This is a genomic window from Allonocardiopsis opalescens, assembly GCF_003002095.1.
Taxonomy (GTDB): Bacteria; Actinomycetota; Actinomycetes; order Streptosporangiales; family Streptosporangiaceae; genus Allonocardiopsis; species Allonocardiopsis opalescens.
In genome coordinates, this window is the sequence record NZ_PVZC01000009.1 from 134232 (window position 1) to 151640 (window position 17409).

14 protein-coding genes are annotated in these 17409 nt (G+C 71.2%); 4 read left to right on the forward strand and 10 right to left on the reverse strand.

Translation table 11 applies throughout. The features are described from left to right. Window positions 1-39 precede the first annotated feature (39 nt). The 4 genes from CLV72_RS26330 to CLV72_RS26345 form a co-directional block, all read right to left on the reverse strand. Complete coding sequence (locus tag CLV72_RS26330) at window positions 40-2154, reverse strand: dipeptide ABC transporter ATP-binding protein (protein ID WP_211303131.1); 2115 nt, start codon at window positions 2152-2154, stop codon at window positions 40-42. Continuing rightward, window positions 2151-3173, reverse strand: coding sequence for an ABC transporter permease (locus CLV72_RS32955; RefSeq protein WP_106251640.1), 1023 nt, complete (start codon window positions 3171-3173; stop codon window positions 2151-2153). Before CLV72_RS32955 ends, CLV72_RS26330 begins: the two co-directional genes overlap by 4 nt. A gap of 48 nt (window positions 3174-3221) precedes the next feature. After that, window positions 3222-4205 (reverse strand): ABC transporter permease, encoded by a 984-nt coding sequence (locus tag CLV72_RS26340; RefSeq protein WP_106251643.1) that lies wholly within the window; start codon window positions 4203-4205, stop codon window positions 3222-3224. Window positions 4206-4632: 427 nt separating this feature from the next. Next, window positions 4633-5094: an FHA domain-containing protein gene (locus CLV72_RS26345; RefSeq protein WP_106251645.1), complete on the reverse strand. Its 462-nt coding sequence runs from the start codon at window positions 5092-5094 to the stop codon at window positions 4633-4635. A 159-nt stretch (window positions 5095-5253) separates the two neighbouring features. On the opposite strand from CLV72_RS26345, the gene mgrA reads away from it, so the two are divergent. Next, window positions 5254-6279 carry an L-glyceraldehyde 3-phosphate reductase gene (gene mgrA, locus CLV72_RS26350; RefSeq protein WP_106251647.1) on the forward strand — a complete coding sequence of 342 codons (1026 nt, stop codon included), beginning with the start codon at window positions 5254-5256 and terminating at the stop codon, window positions 6277-6279. Window positions 6280-6348: 69 nt separating this feature from the next. Here the strand turns inward: mgrA and CLV72_RS26355 are convergent, their stop codons facing one another. After that, entirely contained in the window at window positions 6349-7773 is a 1425-nt protein-coding gene (locus CLV72_RS26355; RefSeq protein WP_170141119.1) for an LVIVD repeat-containing protein, read from the reverse strand. 285 nt (window positions 7774-8058) lie between these two features. Beyond that, complete coding sequence (locus tag CLV72_RS26360) at window positions 8059-9489, reverse strand: LVIVD repeat-containing protein (protein ID WP_106251652.1); 1431 nt, start codon at window positions 9487-9489, stop codon at window positions 8059-8061. Between the two features lie 231 nt (window positions 9490-9720). Here CLV72_RS26360 and CLV72_RS26365 point away from each other — a divergent pair, with 231 nt between their 5' ends. After that, on the forward strand, window positions 9721-10419 hold the full coding sequence (locus CLV72_RS26365; RefSeq protein WP_106251655.1) for a DUF305 domain-containing protein: 699 nt from the start codon (window positions 9721-9723) through the stop codon (window positions 10417-10419). 16 nt (window positions 10420-10435) lie between these two features. On the opposite strand, the gene CLV72_RS26370 is transcribed toward CLV72_RS26365, so the two are convergent. The 4 genes from CLV72_RS26370 to dxr form a co-directional block, all read right to left on the reverse strand. Beyond that, window positions 10436-11281: a GNAT family N-acetyltransferase gene (locus CLV72_RS26370; protein ID WP_106252259.1), complete on the reverse strand. Its 846-nt coding sequence runs from the start codon at window positions 11279-11281 to the stop codon at window positions 10436-10438. A 104-nt stretch (window positions 11282-11385) separates the two neighbouring features. After that, window positions 11386-12537: a flavodoxin-dependent (E)-4-hydroxy-3-methylbut-2-enyl-diphosphate synthase gene (ispG, locus tag CLV72_RS26375; RefSeq protein ID WP_106251657.1), complete on the reverse strand. Its 1152-nt coding sequence runs from the start codon at window positions 12535-12537 to the stop codon at window positions 11386-11388. Between the two features lie 237 nt (window positions 12538-12774). Then, window positions 12775-14079, reverse strand: coding sequence for a M50 family metallopeptidase (locus CLV72_RS26380; RefSeq protein WP_106251659.1), 1305 nt, complete (start codon window positions 14077-14079; stop codon window positions 12775-12777). A 54-nt stretch (window positions 14080-14133) separates the two neighbouring features. After that, window positions 14134-15300 (reverse strand): 1-deoxy-D-xylulose-5-phosphate reductoisomerase, encoded by a 1167-nt coding sequence (gene dxr, locus CLV72_RS26385; RefSeq protein WP_211303139.1) that lies wholly within the window; start codon window positions 15298-15300, stop codon window positions 14134-14136. A gap of 180 nt (window positions 15301-15480) precedes the next feature. On the opposite strand from dxr, the gene CLV72_RS26390 reads away from it, so the two are divergent. Beyond that, window positions 15481-16548: a trypsin-like peptidase domain-containing protein gene (locus CLV72_RS26390; protein WP_106251665.1), complete on the forward strand. Its 1068-nt coding sequence runs from the start codon at window positions 15481-15483 to the stop codon at window positions 16546-16548. Between the two features lie 253 nt (window positions 16549-16801). Then, complete coding sequence (locus tag CLV72_RS26395; RefSeq protein WP_106251668.1) at window positions 16802-17047, forward strand: hypothetical protein; 246 nt, start codon at window positions 16802-16804, stop codon at window positions 17045-17047. The last annotated feature ends 362 nt before the right edge of the window (window positions 17048-17409 follow it).

Sequence of the window (17409 nt, forward strand, 5' to 3'; positions counted from 1 at the left end):
TGCGGGCCGGCCGGGTCAGGTTCTTCGAGCCGCCGGGGTTCAGACGACTTCCCTCTCCTCGGCGTAGTGGCAGGCCGCGCCGTGGTCGGTGTCGCCGATCCCGCGGAGGGGCGGCTCCGTGTCGATGCACGCCGTCCGCTCGTCCTCGGAGAGGGTGAGGAACTTCGGGCAGCGGGTGCGGAAGCGGCAGCCGGACGGGGGGTTCGCCGGGCTCGGCAGGTCGCCGGAGAGCAGGATGCGGGAGCGGCCGCGCTCCTTCTCCGGGTCGGGGATCGGGATGGCCGACAGCAGCGCCTGGGTGTAGGGGTGCGCGGGCGCGCCGTAGACCCTGTCGACCTCGCCCTGCTCGACGATCTTGCCGAGGTACATCACGGCGACCCGGTCGGCGATGTGGCGGACCACGGAGAGGTCGTGCGCGACGAACAGGTACGACAGGCGCAGCCGGGCCTTGAGGTCTTCGAGCAGGTTGATGATGCCGGCCTGGATCGATACGTCGAGGGCCGACACCGGCTCGTCCAGCACCACCAGTTTGGGCTCCAGGGCCAGGGCGCGGGCGATCCCGATGCGCTGGCGCTGGCCGCCGGAGAACTCCTGCGGGTAGCGGCCGGCGTACTCGGCCGACAGGCCGACCAGGTCGAGCAGTTCCATCACCCGGGAGCGCAGCCGGTCCTTGGGGTGGTTGTGGGCCAGCAGCGGCTCGGCGATGATGTCGTAGGCGGTCATCCGGGGGTCCAGGGAGGCCATCGGGTCCTGGAAGACGACCGAGAGGTCGCGGCGCACCCTCATCCGCTCGCCGGCGCCGATCCGGTCGGTGGAGCGGCCGAGCACCACGACCCTGCCCCTGGCCGGCCTGCGCAGCTCCAGGATCTCCATCAGGGTGGTCGTCTTGCCGCAGCCGGACTCGCCGACCAGCCCCAGGGTCTCGCCCTCGCGGATCTCCAGGTCGATGCCGTCGACGGCGTAGACGGTGCCGACGCGGCGCCGGAAGACCACTCCCTTGGTGAGCGGGTGGTGCTTGATCAGCCCCTCGATGTCCAGCACGACCTGGCGGTCGGCCCTGGGCACCTGGGCGATGGTGTCCTCGGGGATCTCCGGCACCGGGTAGATGTCGGTGACGCCCCAGTTGTTGGCCTCGATCTCGCCCGCCCGGATGCAGGCGGCCTGGTGGTCGGAGCCGGGCACCGCGACCAGCTCGGGCTCACGCTCGCCGCAGGCGTCGATGGCCAGCGGGCAGCGCGGCTGGAAGGGGCAGCCCGGCGGCAGCCGGGTCAGCGAGGGCGGGTTGCCCTCGATCGGCACCAGCGGAGCCCGCTCGCCCAGGTCGAGCCGGGGCACCGAGCCGAGCAGGCCCATGGTGTAAGGCATCCGGCCCCGGTAGTAGATGTCGTCGACGGCGCCGGTCTCGACCGGACGGCCCGCGTACATCACCAGCACCCGGTCCACGAAGCCGGCGATGACCCCGAGGTCGTGGGTGATCATGACGATCGCGGCGCCGGTCTCGCGCTGCGCGGCCTTCAGCACCTCCAGCACCTGCGCCTGGATGGTGACGTCGAGGGCGGTGGTCGGCTCGTCGCAGATGATGACGTCGGGGTCGTTGGCGATCGCCATCGCGATCATGACCCGCTGCCGCATGCCGCCGGAGAACTCGTGCGGGAAGGCCTTGGCCCGCTGCTCGGCGTTGGGGATGCCCACCAGTTTCAGCAGTTCGACCGCGCGGGCCCAGGCCTGCGCCTTGGTGCGGCGGGAGTGGATCAGCACCGCCTCGGCGATCTGGTCGCCCACGGTGTAGACGGGGGTGAGGGCCTGCAGCGGGTCCTGGAAGACCATCGCGATGCGCTTGCCGCGCACCTTGGCCAGCTGCTCGTCGGACCGCCCCAGCAGCTCCTCGCCGTGCAGCCGCACCGAGCCGGTCACCTCGGCCCCCTCGGGCAGCAGCCCCATGACCGCCAGCGAGGTGACGGACTTGCCTGAGCCGGACTCCCCCACGATGCCCAGGACCTCGCCCTTGCGCAGCTGGTAGCTGACGCCGCGCACGGCCCGCACGTCGTCGGGCTCGCCGGGGAAGGTGACGTGCAGGTCGGTCACCTCCAGCACGGGGCCGTCGGCTCCGACGGTGTCCGCCGCCGCGGTGATGCCGGTCTCTGTGGTCGTCACGGTGCCTTCCCCGCTGCCTTCTCGCTGGTTCCCTGGACTCGGCCGGTGCCGGCGGCCGGGCGGACGGGCCCGGCCGCAGCCGCCGGGGCGGGCCGCCGCCGCTTGCGGCGGCGCGCCTTGGCCCTGGGGTCGAGCGCGTCGCGCAGTCCGTCGCCGACCAGGTTCACGGCGAGCACCGTGACGATGAGCAGCACGGCGGCGAACCAGAAGGTCCACGGGTGGGTGGGGGCCGGCCGGGTGCCCGCGGCGATGAGGCTGCCGAGTGAGACGTCGGGCGGCTGGATGCCGAAGCCGAAGTAGGAGAGGCTGGTCTCGGCCAGGATCGCGGCGACCACGTTGATGGTGGCGTCCACGATCAGCAGCGAGGACATGTTCGGGATGATGTGCCGGAAGATGATCTTCCAGGCGGGCAGCCCCATGTACCGGGCGGCCAGCACGTACTCGCGCTCCTTCAGCGAGATGGCCATGCCGCGCACCATCTTGGCGGTGACCATCCACAGGAAGGCCGAGAGCAGCACCACGAAGATCAGCCATGAGCCGCTGTCGAGCCGCGGCGCCAGGATGGACAGGATCACGAAGGTCGGCAGCACCAGCAGCAGGTCGGTGACCCACATCAGCGCCTTGTCGGTGAGGCCGAGCAGGTAGCCCGCGAAGGCGCCGACCACGGCGGCGACGGTGGTCGACACCACCGCCACCAGCAGGCCGATGATCAGCGACTTCTGCAGGCCGACCATGGTGCTGGTGAAGATGTCCTGCCCGGTCTGGGTGGTGCCCCACCAGTGCTCGGGCGAGGGCGGCTGGTAGAAGGCGGTGAAGTCGGGTTCGCCGAACTCCCACGGGCTGATCAGCGGCCCGATGTAGGCCATCAGGAAGAGTACGGCAAGGACGGCGAGGCCGATCATGGCCTGGCGGCTCTTGAGCAGCTGGCGCCAGACCGTGCGCCAGCGGCCCGGGGTCTCGAACTCGCTCTCCGGCCCCTTCTCCTGGTCGTCGACCAGGAGTTCGGCTTGCTGGGTCATGGCGTCTCCGGCGGGGTCGCTGCGGCTGCGGAACTGCGGTCGGGCATCTCAGCTCACCCGCACCCTGGGGTCCAGCCACGCGTAGGCGACATCGGAGGCGAGGGCGGCCAGGAGCACGCAGACGGCGGAGAATCCGGCCACCGCGACCACCGAGTTGATGTCGTTGCCCGCGATGGAGTGGACCAGCAGTTCGCCCATGCCGTGCCAGGCGAAGATGGTCTCGGTGAAGATCGCTCCCGCCATCAGCACACCGAAGGTGAAGGCGAAGTAGGTGACCACCGGGATGAGCGCGGTGCGCAGGGCGTGCCTGCGCATGGCGACCCGGCGGGTGAGCCCCTTGGCCATCGCGGTGCGCACGAAGTCGGCGTCGAGCACGTCGAGCATCATGTTGCGCTGGTAGCGCATGTAGGCGGCGAGCTGGCCGAGGGCGAGGCTGAGGGTGGGCAGGATGAGGTGCTGCAGGCGGTCCACCAGGGTGCCCCACCAGTCGGCCTGCAGCCCGGCGGAGTACTCCCCTGAGTACAGCAGCAGCCGCATCCCGAGCAGATCGTTGATCATGACCGCGCCGATCTGCAGGATGACGGCGAGCACGACGGTGGGGATGGACAGCAGCACGAAGGCGGTGACGGTGGAGACGCGGTCGAAGATCTTGTACTGCTTCACCGCGGCGTAGGCGCCGATGGCGACCCCGCTGACGCTGCCGATCACCGCGCCCAGCACGATGAGCCGCAGGGTGACGCCGATCCTGCGCTGGACGTCGTCGTTGACGGAGGTGCCCTGTACAGTGAGGCCGAGATCGCCGGTGACGACTCCGCCGAGCCAGCGCACGTACCGCTCGGCCAGCGGATCGTTGTCGTTGAGGTTGCGCTCCGTCAGGATCATCTCGACGGCGGCCGGGTCGGGGCGCGGGGTCTGCGACTCGAAGTAGGTCCGAGCGTCCAGGCTCGTCGCGGCCAGCACATAGGCGAAACTGGTCGCCACGAATACCAGCAGAACGTAATTGGCAAGCCTGCGCAGCAGGAACTTCGCCACCCGTGTCCTCCAACCATCTACGCCATGACGGCCATACCGGGAGTCACGGTAGGCGCTCCCCCGCAGGAGAGCGGACGGCTATGGCGACTCGGCCGTCCGCGCTCCGGATGCCGAGCGTCCACGACCGCCGCCGAGGTCCGGAGGTTCCTCCGGTGCCGCGGAACGCGCAGCCGCATCCCTGAACTAGCGATGGGGTTCGTTGCCAGTTCACCCGATTGTGGGGCACGCGAAGTGGCCGTTGGCTCAATGTACCGTCACAAATCAATCACGCTCAGCGCTGAAAAGACCGGATCTAAGGTCCGGTATGCCCGATTAGCAGGGCTAGTTGCTCAATCCTTTGATCAGTGACGGCACGGCTACGTACGGGTGTGCGCCCGGCCGCGGACGGCGCGTGCGGCCGCCGCGGCCGGGCCCGGTCCGGTACGCGTCAGTCCTCGAACTCGACGAGTTCCACGTCGACGTCGAGGCCGAGCCGAATCTCCTGCCCCGGCTCCACCGGCTCGGCGTCCTGGATGCGCCGGCCGTCGACGTAGGTGCCGTTGCTGGACCCGGTGTCGGAGAGGAACAGCGTCCTGCCCTCCCAGTACAGCCGGGCGTGCTGCCGGCTGATCTGCGCGAGCTCCGCCATGCCCGGCATGTGCCGGAACTCCGGCGCTCCTCGGCCGATCTCCAGCCCTGATGAGGGGATCTCCACGATCTGGTCCAGGCTGATGATGCGCAGCCCCCAGTCGTAGGGAGGCGGCGGCGACCACGTCTGGGTGGACTCCGCCGGGGACTCCTCGGGCTCGTCGTCGGTGAACGGGTTGAAGAACTGGGTCTCCTCCCCGCTGGAGCCCTCGGGTCCGAAGGCGTCCCGGCGCCGGTGGCGACCGTCGGGGTAGTGATCCATACGGCTCCCTCGGATCTGTGTCGCCCGTTGGGCGCACCCTGCTGAGCAGTAGGTAATCTAGTCCACCCGCCCCGGCGGGCGCGCGCGCCCGGCCGGTCCGCGCTCCCGCGCCGCGCGGCCGCGTACCGGGACGAAGCCCCGCCTGGCAGACTGCGGATCATGAACTATCGCGCCGCCGAGGACCGCTACCAGCGGCTCCCCTACCGCAGGACCGGCCGCAGCGGGCTCAAGCTGCCCGTCGTCTCGCTCGGCCTGTGGCACAACTTCGGTGACGACCAGCCCCTGTCCGAGCAGCGCGCGGTGCTGCGCCGCGCCTTCGACCTGGGCGTCACCCACTTCGACCTGGCCAACAACTACGGACCGCCCGCCGGTTCGGCCGAGCGGAACTTCGGCCGCATCCTCGCCGAGGACTTCCGCCCGTACCGCGACGAGCTGATCATCTCCACCAAGGCCGGCTACGACATGTGGCCGGGCCCCTACGGCGAATGGGGCTCGCGCAAGTACCTGCTGGCCAGCCTGGACCAGTCGCTGGCCCGGATGGGCCTGGACTACGTCGACATTTTCTACAGCCACCGCTTCGACCCCGACACCCCGCTGGAGGAGACGGTCGGCGCGCTGGACCACGCCGTGCGCTCGGGCAGGGCCCTGTACGTCGGCGTCTCGTCCTACTCCGGCGAGCGCACCCGCCAGGCCGTCGGCCTGCTGCGCGAACTCGGCACGCCGCTGCTGATCCACCAGCCGTCGTACTCGATGGTGAACCGCTGGATCGAGGCGGACCTGCTCGACGTGCTCGGCGAGGAGGGCGTGGGCTGCATCGTCTTCTCGCCGCTGGCGCAGGGCCTGCTCACCGACAAGTACCTCGACGGCGTGCCGGAGGGCTCACGCGCGGCCGAGGGCAAGTCCTTCCAGCGCGGCTGGCTGTCGGAGCAGAACCTGGCGCACGTGCGGGCGCTCAACGAGCTGGCCGCCGAGCGCGGCCAGTCGCTGGCGCAGCTCGCCATCGCCTGGACCCTGCGCGACGAGCGGGTCACCTCCGCGCTGATCGGCGCCCGCACGGTCGCCCAGCTGGAGGACAGCCTCGCCGCCGCGCAGCGGCTGGAGTTCAGCGAGGACGAGCTCGCCCGCGTGGACCGGCACGCGGTGGAGCTCGGCGTCAACATCTGGCAGCGCTCCAGCGACTCCTGAGCGCGGCGGCCACCACCGCGCACGCGGCCCCCGGCGCACCGCGCCGGGGGCCGCTCGCCTGCCGCGGGGTCAGTAGACCGGCTGGTCCTGCGGGTTGTAGTCCTCGGGGAAGACCACGTCCGCGGCCGGATCGGTGACCGGGTCGGAGATGGCCAGCACGTCCAGGCCCTCCTGGATGTCGCTGGAGTAGATGTGGCCGTTGTAGTAGTACGCCGACCACGAGCCCCCGGTGACCAGCCGCTCCGCTGAGAAGGGGCCGCGCTGCCAGTAGCCGATCTCCACCGGGGCGGTGGAGTCGGTGAAGTCCCAGACCGAGACCCCGCCCTGGTACCACGCCTGCACCATGATGTCGCGGCCCTCGACCGGGATCAGCGAGCCGTTGTGGGCGACGCAGTTGGCCATCCGCGACTGCATGCGCGGGATCTTGTAGTACGCCTGGAAGCTCAGCCGCGCGTCGGCGCCCTCACCGGTGATCTCGTAGATCCCGTTGGCGCCCCGGGTCGGGCCGGTGGCCGCGTCGCAGGTGGGTGCCATGCCGCCGCCCAGTTCGTCGGTGAAGACGATCTTGGTGCCGTCGTTGTTGAAGGTGGCGGAGTGCCAGAAGGCGAAGTTCTCCTCGTCGCGCACCCGGTCGATCACCACCGGCTCCAGCGGTTCGGAGATGTCCAGCAGCAGGCCGTCGCCCATGCACGCCCCGGCGGCCAGCTCCAGCTCGGGGAAGACGGTGATGTCGTGGCAGCCGGTGCTCTCGCTGTCGGCGTCGAACAGCTCCGGCTCGGCGACCACGCTCGCCGACTCGGGGTCGTCCAGCGGGATCTCCACCACGGAGATCTTGTTGTGCGGCGGTTCGCAGCCGGGCTGGCCCGGATACGGGTCGTAGGAGGACACGTAGATGTAGGCGCTGCCGGAGTCGGGGCCGCCCGGCACCAGCGTGTTGGTGTGCGAGCCGCAGTCGGTGCGCACGTCGGAGACGTAGCGCGGGTCGGTGGGATCGCTGACGTCGAAGACGCGGATGCCCTCCCACGGCTCGGGGTCGCCCTCGCTCGCGTAGTCGGCGCCGCACTCGGAGTCGGCCATCATGTAGTCGACCGAGTAGAACAGCAGGTCGCCCGCGATGGTGACATCGCCCTGCCCGCCCGGGCAGACCACCTGGCTGAGCAGTTCGGGCGCGGCGGGGTCGGCGATGTCGTAGACCAGCAGGCCCATCTCGTTGCCGACGAAGACCCGGTCGCCCTGGAAGGCCATGTCGGTGCCGAAGGCCTCCTCGGTGTCGAAGGGCTCGGGCTTGGGGGCGTTGGCCAGCAGCTCCATGTTCGGGCTGGCCGCGATCTCCCCCGGCGCCAGCGCCGCCGTGTCGGCCGAGGGTGCGGGGCCGGCCGCCGACGGGGACGGCGCCGGCTCGACGCCGCCGCCCGTGCCGCAGCCGGCCAGGGCGACGAGCACGCCAGCGGCCAGGGCGGCGAGCGGCCGGCTCACCGGTCTCGCTAGGGGCACGGGGACCTGCCTTTCTCCGGACACGTGCGGACAGGATCATCCACGGCAGATCTGACAATACGGTCCGGACGGCACCGCTCGGACCCGCAGCGCCGCCCGCGGACGGGCCGGACCTGGCCGAAGCGGCGGAAGGGGCCCTCCGGGCGGCCTGGGCCGGCCCGGAGGGCCCCTCGCTGGTCACGCTGGAGGCGCTTGGCCTCTCAGCAGCGGCGCGGTGTCACCACCGTCCGCGGTACCGCCTTCGGACGGTGTCACCACCGTCCGCAGTACCGCCTTCGGACGGTGTCACCACCGTCCGAAGTGCTGCTGCGTCTGCGGCGTGAACTCGTCGAACCGGTAGCGCTGCGCGCCGGCCGTACGAGGGTCGCGGATGCGGAGCACGTCGAAGCCGCGGGCGATCTCGTTGGAGTAGATGTAGCCGTTGTAGTAGTACGTCGACCACGGTCCGCCGGACACCAGCCGCTCGTCGTTGACGGGGCCGCGGTCGAAGTAGGCGATCTCCTCCGGGTTGGCGGAGTCGGTGAAGTCCCACACCGAGACGCCGCCCTGGTACCAGGCCTGCACCATGATGTCGCGGTCGGGCACCGGGATCAGCGAGCCGTTGTGCGCGACGCAGTTCTCCACGTCGGCCTGGTGGCGCGGGATCTTGTAGTAGCTCTGGAAGACGAGTTCGCGGTCGTCTCCCTCGCCCTCGATGTGGTAGATGCCGTTGCCGCCCCGGTTCGGGCCCACCTCGGTGTTGCAGGTGGCCGCGCCGCCGCCGCCGAGTTCGTCCATGAAGACGAGCTTGTCGGCGTCGTTGCTGAACGTGGCGGAGTGCCAGAAGTAGAAGTTCTCGGTGTCGCGGACCTGGTCGATGACGTACGGTTCGAGCGGGTCGGAGATGTCGAGCAGGAGGCCGTCGCCCATGCAGGCGCCGGCCGCGATGTCCAGCTCGGCGTAGGCGGTGAAGTCGTGGCAGCCCGCCGTCTCGTACGAGTAGTTCCCGTCCGGGTTGCCCCCGTCGGGGAAGAAGTTCGGCTGCGCCGCCACGGCCGCGGTCTCGGGCGCGTCCACCGGCACCTCGATGATGGACACGAGGTCGTGCGGCGGCTCGCAGCCCGGAGCGCCGCGGCTGATGTCGTAGGACGAGACGTAGACGTAGTCGGTCTCGCCGTCGTCGCTCGGGATCACCGTGTGGGTGTGCGAACCGCACTGGGTGGCCACGGCCGCGACGTACTGCGGGTTGCGCTTGTCGGAGATGTCGAAGATCCGCACGCCCTCCCAGGCGGTCGCGCCGCCGGGAGCCCAGGCCGCACTCGCGCAGGACTCGCTGTCGCGCGGGTAGTCCACCGAGAAGTACAGCAGGTCGCCGCTGACGGTCACGTCGCCCTGACCGCCCGGGCACAGCACCTGGCTGACCGTGCGGGGACGGCGCGGGTTGCGGATGTCGTAGATGGTGAAGCCGTTGTAGTTGCCGGCCACGGCGTAGTCGCCGGTGAAGGCGAGGTCGGAGTTGGTGGCCGTCAGCGGGTCGGCCTTCCCGAGACTGGCCAGCAGCGTGATGTTGGCGCTCTGCTCGATGTCGTCCCCGGGCGGGGTGTCGGCGGTGCTGGCCGAGCCGGGGACGGTCGCGACGGTGAACACCATGGCGAGGGCACTCAGCACCACGGCGGCGGCGCTTCCGGCGCGCCGCCGCAGGGACCGTCTTGAGGACGGTGCTGAGGACGGTGGCATGCGGGTTCTCCTCTCAATCACGCACAGGACGTGAAATGAATGCGACGATACGGGTACGAACCCGTTCTGACCAGACACCCGCTCCCCCGACCGGAGCGGTACCGGGACGTTGCCCCAGGTGACCTGCGGTATGTGACCGGGAATGGACGCGATGTGATCAATATGATCTGGACACCGCCGCCGTCCGCGGAGTAGAAGGTGGCAGCGGTGCGGACCTACGGAGGGAGCCGGGTGGGATCAGCTCGGACGGTGGCGGCGGTGGTGCTGGCGGCGCTCTGCCTGGGGGCCGCGGGATGCGCTGCCGAGGAACCGGACCCCGACGCCGTGCCGGTGCTCAACCCCGGCGCGCCCGGCGACAGCCCGCAGCCCGCCGACCCCGAGCGGATCGAGGAGCTGAACGACCCGATCCAGCACAACGAGGCCGACGTGGAGTACATGCGGGCGATGATCGCCCACCACGGCCAAGCGCTGGAGATGACCGCGCTCGTGCCCGACCGGGCCGAGGACGACGGCGTCGTGGCGATCGCCGAGCGGATCGAGGCGGCCCAGGGCCCCGAGATCGACGCCATGGACGCGTGGCTGGAGAACAATGTCTACCAGCACGCCCGCGCGAACCCCAACCACCGCAACTACTGCGGACTGGACGGCGCCGCCGACCACCACGGCAATACCGACTGCGATCCCGTCGACCACTCCGCCATGCCGGGGATGATCACCCCGGAGCAGCTCGCCGATCTGGAGGCGGCCGAGGGCGCCGCCTTCGACGAGCTGTTCGTGCAGCTGATGATCGCCCACCACGAGGGGGCGATCGAGATGGCCCAGGACCTCCTGGTGGAGGGGCGCGACACCCAGGCCAGGCAGATGGCCGCCGACGTGGTCGCCGACCAGACCGCCGAGATCGCCCGGATGCACGAGCTGCCGGGCGGCTGAGCCGCGGCGGACCGCCTCAGAACAGCACCGACATGAAGGTGCCGACCTCGGTGAAGCCCACCCTGCGGTAGGTGGCGCGCGCCGCGGTGTTGTAGTCGTTGACGTAGAGGGTGACCACCGGCGCGATCGAGGTCTGCGCCGCGGCGACCACGGCGGCCATGCCGTGCACCGAGTGGCGGCGGCCGCGCTGCTCGGGCCGCACCCACACGCCCTGCACCTGGCAGGCCTGCGGGGTGACCGCGCCGATCTCGGCCTTGAAGGTGACATCGCCGTCGTCGAAGCGGGCGAAGGAGCGGCCCTTCCTGATCAGCTCCTCCACCCGGGCCCGGTAGAGCGCGCCGCCGTCGCCGCCGCTGTCGGGGGCGACGCCGACCTCCTCGGTGAACATGGCGACGCAGGCGGGCAGCAGCACCGGCAGCTCGGTGGGCCGGACCCGGCGCACCCGCGGATCGGCGGTGACCGCGGGCGCCGCGGAGATCGCCAGGACCGGCTGGCGGCCGCGCACCGCGCGGGCCGGCCCCCAGTACGGGCGGAGCAGCTCCCACATCGGCGCGACGGCGCGGACGTCGCCGACGATCGAGGAGCAGCGCCGGCCGCGCCAGCGGGCGTGCTCGGCGAAGAGCCGGACGGCGTCGGGCGTGGCCTGGATCGGGATCAGGTTGGCGCCCGCGTAGCAGAGCGAGACCAGGCGGTCGCCCTTCAGGAAGCCCCAGACCTCGCCGCCGAGCCGGTGGGGGTCCAGCCCGGCCGCACGGACCCGCGACGCGACGAAGACGTTCGCGATCGGGTCCTGGTCGAGGATGTCCAGGACACGGTCCAGGTCGTCCTCGGCCAGCACCCGCACCGGAGAGGTGCGCAGCACGACCATCACCAACCATCGCGGCGGTGCGCGCCGGTCGTCGGCGCGCTGGTCACCTCAGCCTAAGCGACGGCGGGGGCGGGCGGCCCGGCGGCCGCGCCGCCGGCTCAGCCGACCGAGACGGTCGGCTCGCCGCTGGCGCCCTCGGCCTGCATCTGCTCGGCCAGCCGCATGGCCTCTTCGATCAGGGTTTCCACGATGCGCGACTCCGGCACCGTCTTGACGACCTCGCCCTTGACGAAGATCTGGCCCTTGCCGTTGCCGGAGGCGACGCCGAGGTCGGCGTCGCGCGCCTCGCCGGGGCCGTTCACCACGCAGCCCATGACGGCCACCCGCAGCGGCACCTCCAGGCCGTCCAGGCCGGCGGTGACCTCCTCGGCGAGGGTGTAGACGTCGACCTGCGCGCGGCCGCAGGAGGGGCAGGAGACGATCTCCAGCCCGCGCTCGCGCAGCCCCAGCGACTCCAGGATGGCGTTGCCGACCTTGACCTCCTCGGCGGGCGGCGCGGACAGCGAGACGCGGATGGTGTCGCCGATGCCCTCGGCCAGCAGCGCGCCGAAGGCGACGGAGGACTTGATGGTGCCCTGGAAGGTGGGTCCCGCCTCGGTGACGCCGAGGTGCAGCGGGTAGTCGCAGGCCGCGGCGAGCTGCCGGTACGCCTTGATCATCACGACGGGGTCGTGGTGCTTGACGGAGATCTTGATGTCGCGGAAGCCGTGCTCCTCGAAGAGCGAGCACTCCCACAGCGCCGACTCCACCAGCGCCTCGGGGGTGGCCTTGCCGTACTTCTCCAGCAGCCGCTGGTCCAGCGAGCCGGCGTTGACGCCGATCCGGATCGGGGTGCCGGCCGCCTGCGCGGCCCGGGCGATCTCGCCGACCTTGTCGTCGAACTTCTTGATGTTGCCCGGGTTCACCCGCACGGCGGCGCAGCCGGCGTCGATGGCGGCGAAGACGTAGCGGGGCTGGAAGTGGATGTCGGCGATGACCGGGATCTGCGACTTCTTCGCGATGATCGGCAGCGCGTCGGCGTCGTCCTTGCTGGGCACCGCGACCCGGACGATCTGGCAGCCCGAGGCGGTCAGCTCGGCGATCTGCTGGAGGGTGGCGTTGATGTCAGAGGTCACGGTGGTGGTCATGGACTGCACCGAGACGGGCGCGTCGCCGCCCACGGGGACGTTCCCGACCATGATCTGCCGCGACTTGCGCCGCCGCGCGATCGGTTCCGGGCGCACACCCGGCATTCCCAGCTGGACAGTCACGATCTTCCCTCCACGTGTTCAACGGGGACTCAGGAGGTCACCGGCGGACGGCATGCCCATCGCGGTCGATCCGCGTCAACGGCACCATTTCGCGGGATACGGCCCAATCACGAAGCGTACCGGGTCGACCGGGCGCACCTGGCCGGTTCCAGCGAAGACGACGCTCAGCGGTCGCATGTCGTTCACCCACAGTCACCATTGGGATGACTTGCCGCATTCCGGACCGTCCACGAACCGCTACTGGACGAGCCGGATCGGGTTCACGATGTCGGCGACCAGCACCAGCAGCGAGAACGCGATGAACACGATCGCCACCACGTAGGCGACGGGCATCAGCTTGGCCACGTCGAAGGGGCCGGGGTCGGGGCGGCGGAACAGCCGGGCCGTCCAGCGCCTGACCGACTCCCACAGCGCCCCGGCGATGTGGCCGCCGTCCATCGGCAGCAGCGGAATCATGTTGAACAGGAAGAGCGAGAGGTTGAACGCGGCCAGCAGGTTCACCATGATCAGCGCGCGGTCCAGCACCGGGATCTCCTGGGCCAGGATCTCGCCGCCGATCCGCGAGGCGCCCACGATGCCCACCGGCGACTCCAGGTCGCGCTCCTCGCCCTGGAAGGCGGCCCCCCACAGCCCGGGGATCCGCGAGGGCAGCTCGATCAGGGCGTCGAAGGTCATGCCGACGTATCCGGCCATCGTCTCGGCGGCGGCCGCCGGGGAGAGCCGGACGTAGTCGTAGGTCGGGACGATGCCGAGGAAGCCGGCCTCGACGTAGGAGCCCTCGACCGGGTTGCCGTACTCGTCGAGCTCGACCACCTGGTTGCTGATCAGCGACGGGGTGAGGGTCAGCGTCTCGCCGCCGCGGACCACCTGCATCTCGGTGGGGCCGCTCAGGCCGCGGATCGCCTGCTGGAGGTCGGTCCAGCTCTCGATGGGCCGCCCGTCCATCGACACGATCCGGTCGCCCGGGCGCAGGCCCACCTCGGCCGCGGGGGTCGGCGGCGCGTCGTCCGGGCAGTCCTGGCCGGCCTCGGCCGCCGGCACGGCGCACTCGCTGACGACGCCGACCACGGTGGTCGGCCCGAACTGGCCGAAGCCCATCAGCACGACCGAGAAGAGGCCGATGGCCAGGATCAGGTTCATCACCGGCCCGGCCGCCATCACGATGACGCGCTTCCAGGGGCGGCGGGTGTAGAACAGCCGCTTCTCGTCGCCGGGCTCCAGGTCCTCGAAGGACGCCTGCCTGGCGTCCTCGATCATCGCCCGCCACGGGGAGCTGCTGCGCTGCTTGAGCTTGCCGTCGTCGCCGGGCGGGATCATCCCGACCATGCGGATGTAGCCGCCCATCGGGATGGCCTTGATGCCGTACTCGGTGTCGCCGCGCTTGGTGGACCACAGGGTCTTGCCGAAGCCGACCATGTACTGGGTCACCTTGATGCCGAACAGCTTGGCGGTGGAGAGGTGGCCGAGCTCGTGCCAGGCGATCGAGAACAGCAGCCCGATCACGAAGATCACGATCCCCAGCGTGGTGAGCACCGCTTCCATTGGTCCAGACCTCCGTGCCCGCAGGCGGCTTGCCGGGCGCTCCCGGCCGGCGGGTCAGCCCGTACGGCGCGCGATCTCCCCCGCGACCCGGCGCGCCCACGCGTCGGCGGCGAACACGTCGTCCAGGGTCGGCCGTCCAACGCCGGATTCCTGATGTTCCGACACTACCCGTGCGACGGTGTCCACGATGCCCGGGAAGCGCAGCCGCCCGGCGAGGAACTCCGCCACGCACACCTCGTTGGCGGCGTTGTACACGGCCGGGAAGGTGCCGCCGGCCGCGCCCACCTCGCGGGCGAGTTCGACGGCCGGGAAGGCGTCGTCGTCCAGCGGCAGGAACTCCCAGGTGTGGGCGAGGGTCCAGTCGACCGGGGAGGCGGCGCCCGGCACCCGGTCGGGCCAGGCCAGCGCGAGGGCGATCGGCAGCCGCATGTCGGGCGGGCTGGCCTGGGCCAGGGTGGAGCCGTCGACGAACTCGACCATGGAGTGCACCACCGACTGGGGGTGCACCACGGCGTCGATGCGGTCGAAGGGGAGGTCGAAGAGCAGGTGCGCCTCGATGATCTCCAGGCCCTTGTTGACCAGGGTCGCGGAGTTCACCGTGATGACCGGGCCCATGGACCAGGTGGGGTGGTTCAGCGCCTGCTCGGCGGTGACCTCGGCCAGCTCGGCCCGGCTGCGGCCGCGGAAGGGCCCGCCGCTGGCGGTGACGACGAGCCGGCTGACCTCGCGTCCGGCCGCGCCCCGCAGGCACTGCGCCAGCGCGGAGTGCTCGGAGTCGACCGGCACGATCTGGCCGGGCGCGGCGGCGGCGCGCACCAGCGGGCCGCCGATGATCAGCGACTCCTTGTTGGCCAGCGCCAGCGTGCTCCCGGCGCCCAGCGCGCTCAGCGTGGACGACAGGCCCAGGGCGCCGGTGATGCCGTTCAGCACCACGTCGCAGGGCCGGGCCGCCAGCTCGGTCACGCCCTCGGGCCCGGCCAGCAGCTCGGGCGGGGCCAGGCCGGCCTCCTTGGCGGCGTCGGCCAGCGCACCGGACAGCTCGGCCGCGCGGCCGGCGTCGGCCACGGCGACCGCCGCGACGCCCAGCCGCACCGCCTGCTCCACCAGCAGGTCGGGATTGCCGCCGCCCGCGGCCAGCCCCACCACCCGGAAGCGGTCCGGATTGCGCAGCACCACGTCGACGGCCTGCCGCCCGATCGAGCCGGTCGAACCGAGGAGCACGATGTCACGGCGGGCCGGGGCGGGGGGTTCGGGGTGCGGGTCTGCGGTGGGAGGCACGGCACCCATTGTGGCGGACCGGGCGGACCGCCGGGGCCCGGGCCGAGAGGCCCGCCCCGCAGGGCACCGACATTCACCCGAAGTAGCGGACCGGACGCACTCCGTAGGCCATAATCAAGGCCCATGAATCCGCCCGTCCTGTCCACGCTGGTGGCGGGAGCCGCCAGCGCCGTGTTCGCGGTGACCGGCGCGCCCCTTCCGGTTTCCCCCGCCGCCTCCCCCGCGCCGTCCTCGTCCGCGGCCGCCGCCCCGGCCGCCGCGCCCGAGCGCGGCACCGGGCCGGCCGCCGCCGCGGCGGCCCCGCCCGAGGGCGCGGTCGTGCACAGCACCGGCGACGGCGGCGGCCCCGCGGACGTGCTGGCGTACTGGACGCCCGAGCGGATGGCCGAGGCGACCCCGCTCGACCTGGCCACCGGGCTGACCGGCGGCGCCACGGACACGGTGCGCGGGCTGCTGGACTCCGAGCGGGAGCAGCAGGCCGAGGGCGCGGACGCCTCCCGCGTCCGCGAGCAGACCGACGGCTCGATCTGGCCGGGCGGCGGCCGGGTGACCAGGACCGTGGGCCGGGTCTTCCTCACCATCGCCGGGCGCGACTTCGTCTGCTCGGCGGCCGTGGTCGACGCCGCGAACCGCGACACGGTGATCACCGCCGGCCACTGCCTCAAGAACGGCCGGGGCGCCTGGGCCGACAACTGGACCTTCGTGCCCGGCTACACCGACGGCCGCGAGCCCTACGGCAGCTACGTCGCCCGCGACATGGCCGTGCCGCGCGGCTGGGCCGAGCAGGCCGACGACGACTACGACTTCGGCTTCGCCGTGCTGCACCGCAGCGGGCGGCGGCACGTCGCCGACAGGGTCGGCTCGCACCCCCTGGCCTTCGAGCGGCCGGCCGGCGACCAGGTGTACGCCTTCGGCTATCCGTCCCGCCGGCCCTACAGCGGCGACGATCTCGTGTACTGCGCCGGGCGGAGCTTCCGCGACACCGCAGGCACCTCCGACTACGGGATGGGCTGCGCGATGACCTCGGGGTCCAGCGGCGGCCCGTGGTTCGCCGATTTCGACCCGGCCTCGGGTGAGGGCGTGATCATGTCGGTCGTCAGTTTCAAGTACAGCGACGATCCGCGCACCCAGTACGGCCCGTTCCTCGGCCCCGAGGCGCGCGAACTGCACGCCTATGCCGCGCGCCTCTGAGACTGCCGCAAGCCGCCCGGCCGAACGCATCGCACACAATTCGGAAATTCCACCGGAAACCGGCTCTGACCAGCATGTTCGACACTCCACAGAATGACGCGTTGCCGATAATTTACCGGACTACCGGACAATTTCACGCCCAGGTACTGGTCAGTGCGGGGCAAGGGTCTGATTGAATGGCGTCCGGGGATATAGCCAATCCGCTGTACCGTCCTAACTACGGGGGGAACGGACGTTGAGCGGTCAAACCGTCATGCGCGAGATCAGTGAATCGGACATCGGCTACATCGTGGACGCGGACGACCTGACACCGGCCCAACTCGCCGGCGACGCCTGTGTGGTCTGCCATGTGCGCTGGCCTCGGCCGCGCCATCGAATCGGGTCGCTGCCCAACGGCCGGCCCGCCCGCGGCTGCGGAGAATGCGCGGGCGCCATTTCGGACTATTTGCGGCGAAACGACGGAATTGTCGCGGTCGGTCGGCCGGTCGCCGTCTATTAGCGGCGGCCGCACCGCCGGTGCGCACAGGCGGACGTCCCGGGCTCTGGGGGGGTTAGAGCCCGGGACGTCCCTCTGTACAGCACACCCGCTTCCGTAGGGGGAGGAGGATAGCGAGCGCGCCTTATCCGGATGATGTTGTGGGGCCGCCGGGTCGTCCGAGGGGCAGGGGACGCCGGGATCGGCTCGGCGCCGCCCTCCAGCGGCACCGTAAAAGTTCCAGTGCTCCCACCTTACGCGATGGCAACGTTGTCGCGCCACGCTGCATACAGAACCGGTTCCACGGAGTGCCCGGCGGCGGGCCGTGCGGCCGCAGGGCGAAGGCTCTGAGCTGCCATCCGGCATAAGCGGGCCGCCCAATTTGC

Excerpts from the sequence above, each read along its gene's own strand:
- CLV72_RS32955 (WP_106251640.1), bottom strand. The coding sequence starts at position 3,173 with ATGACCCAGCAAGCCGAACTCCTGGTCGACGACCAGGAGAAGGGGCCG.
- CLV72_RS26345 (WP_106251645.1), bottom strand. The coding sequence starts at position 5,094 with ATGGATCACTACCCCGACGGTCGCCACCGGCGCCGGGACGCCTTCGGA.
- mgrA (WP_106251647.1), top strand. The coding sequence starts at position 5,254 with ATGAACTATCGCGCCGCCGAGGACCGCTACCAGCGGCTCCCCTACCGC.
- CLV72_RS26360 (WP_106251652.1), bottom strand. The coding sequence starts at position 9,489 with ATGCCACCGTCCTCAGCACCGTCCTCAAGACGGTCCCTGCGGCGGCGC.
- CLV72_RS26380 (WP_106251659.1), bottom strand. The coding sequence starts at position 14,079 with ATGGAAGCGGTGCTCACCACGCTGGGGATCGTGATCTTCGTGATCGGG.
- CLV72_RS26390 (WP_106251665.1), top strand. The coding sequence starts at position 15,481 with ATGAATCCGCCCGTCCTGTCCACGCTGGTGGCGGGAGCCGCCAGCGCC.
- CLV72_RS26395 (WP_106251668.1), top strand. The coding sequence starts at position 16,802 with ATGCGCGAGATCAGTGAATCGGACATCGGCTACATCGTGGACGCGGAC.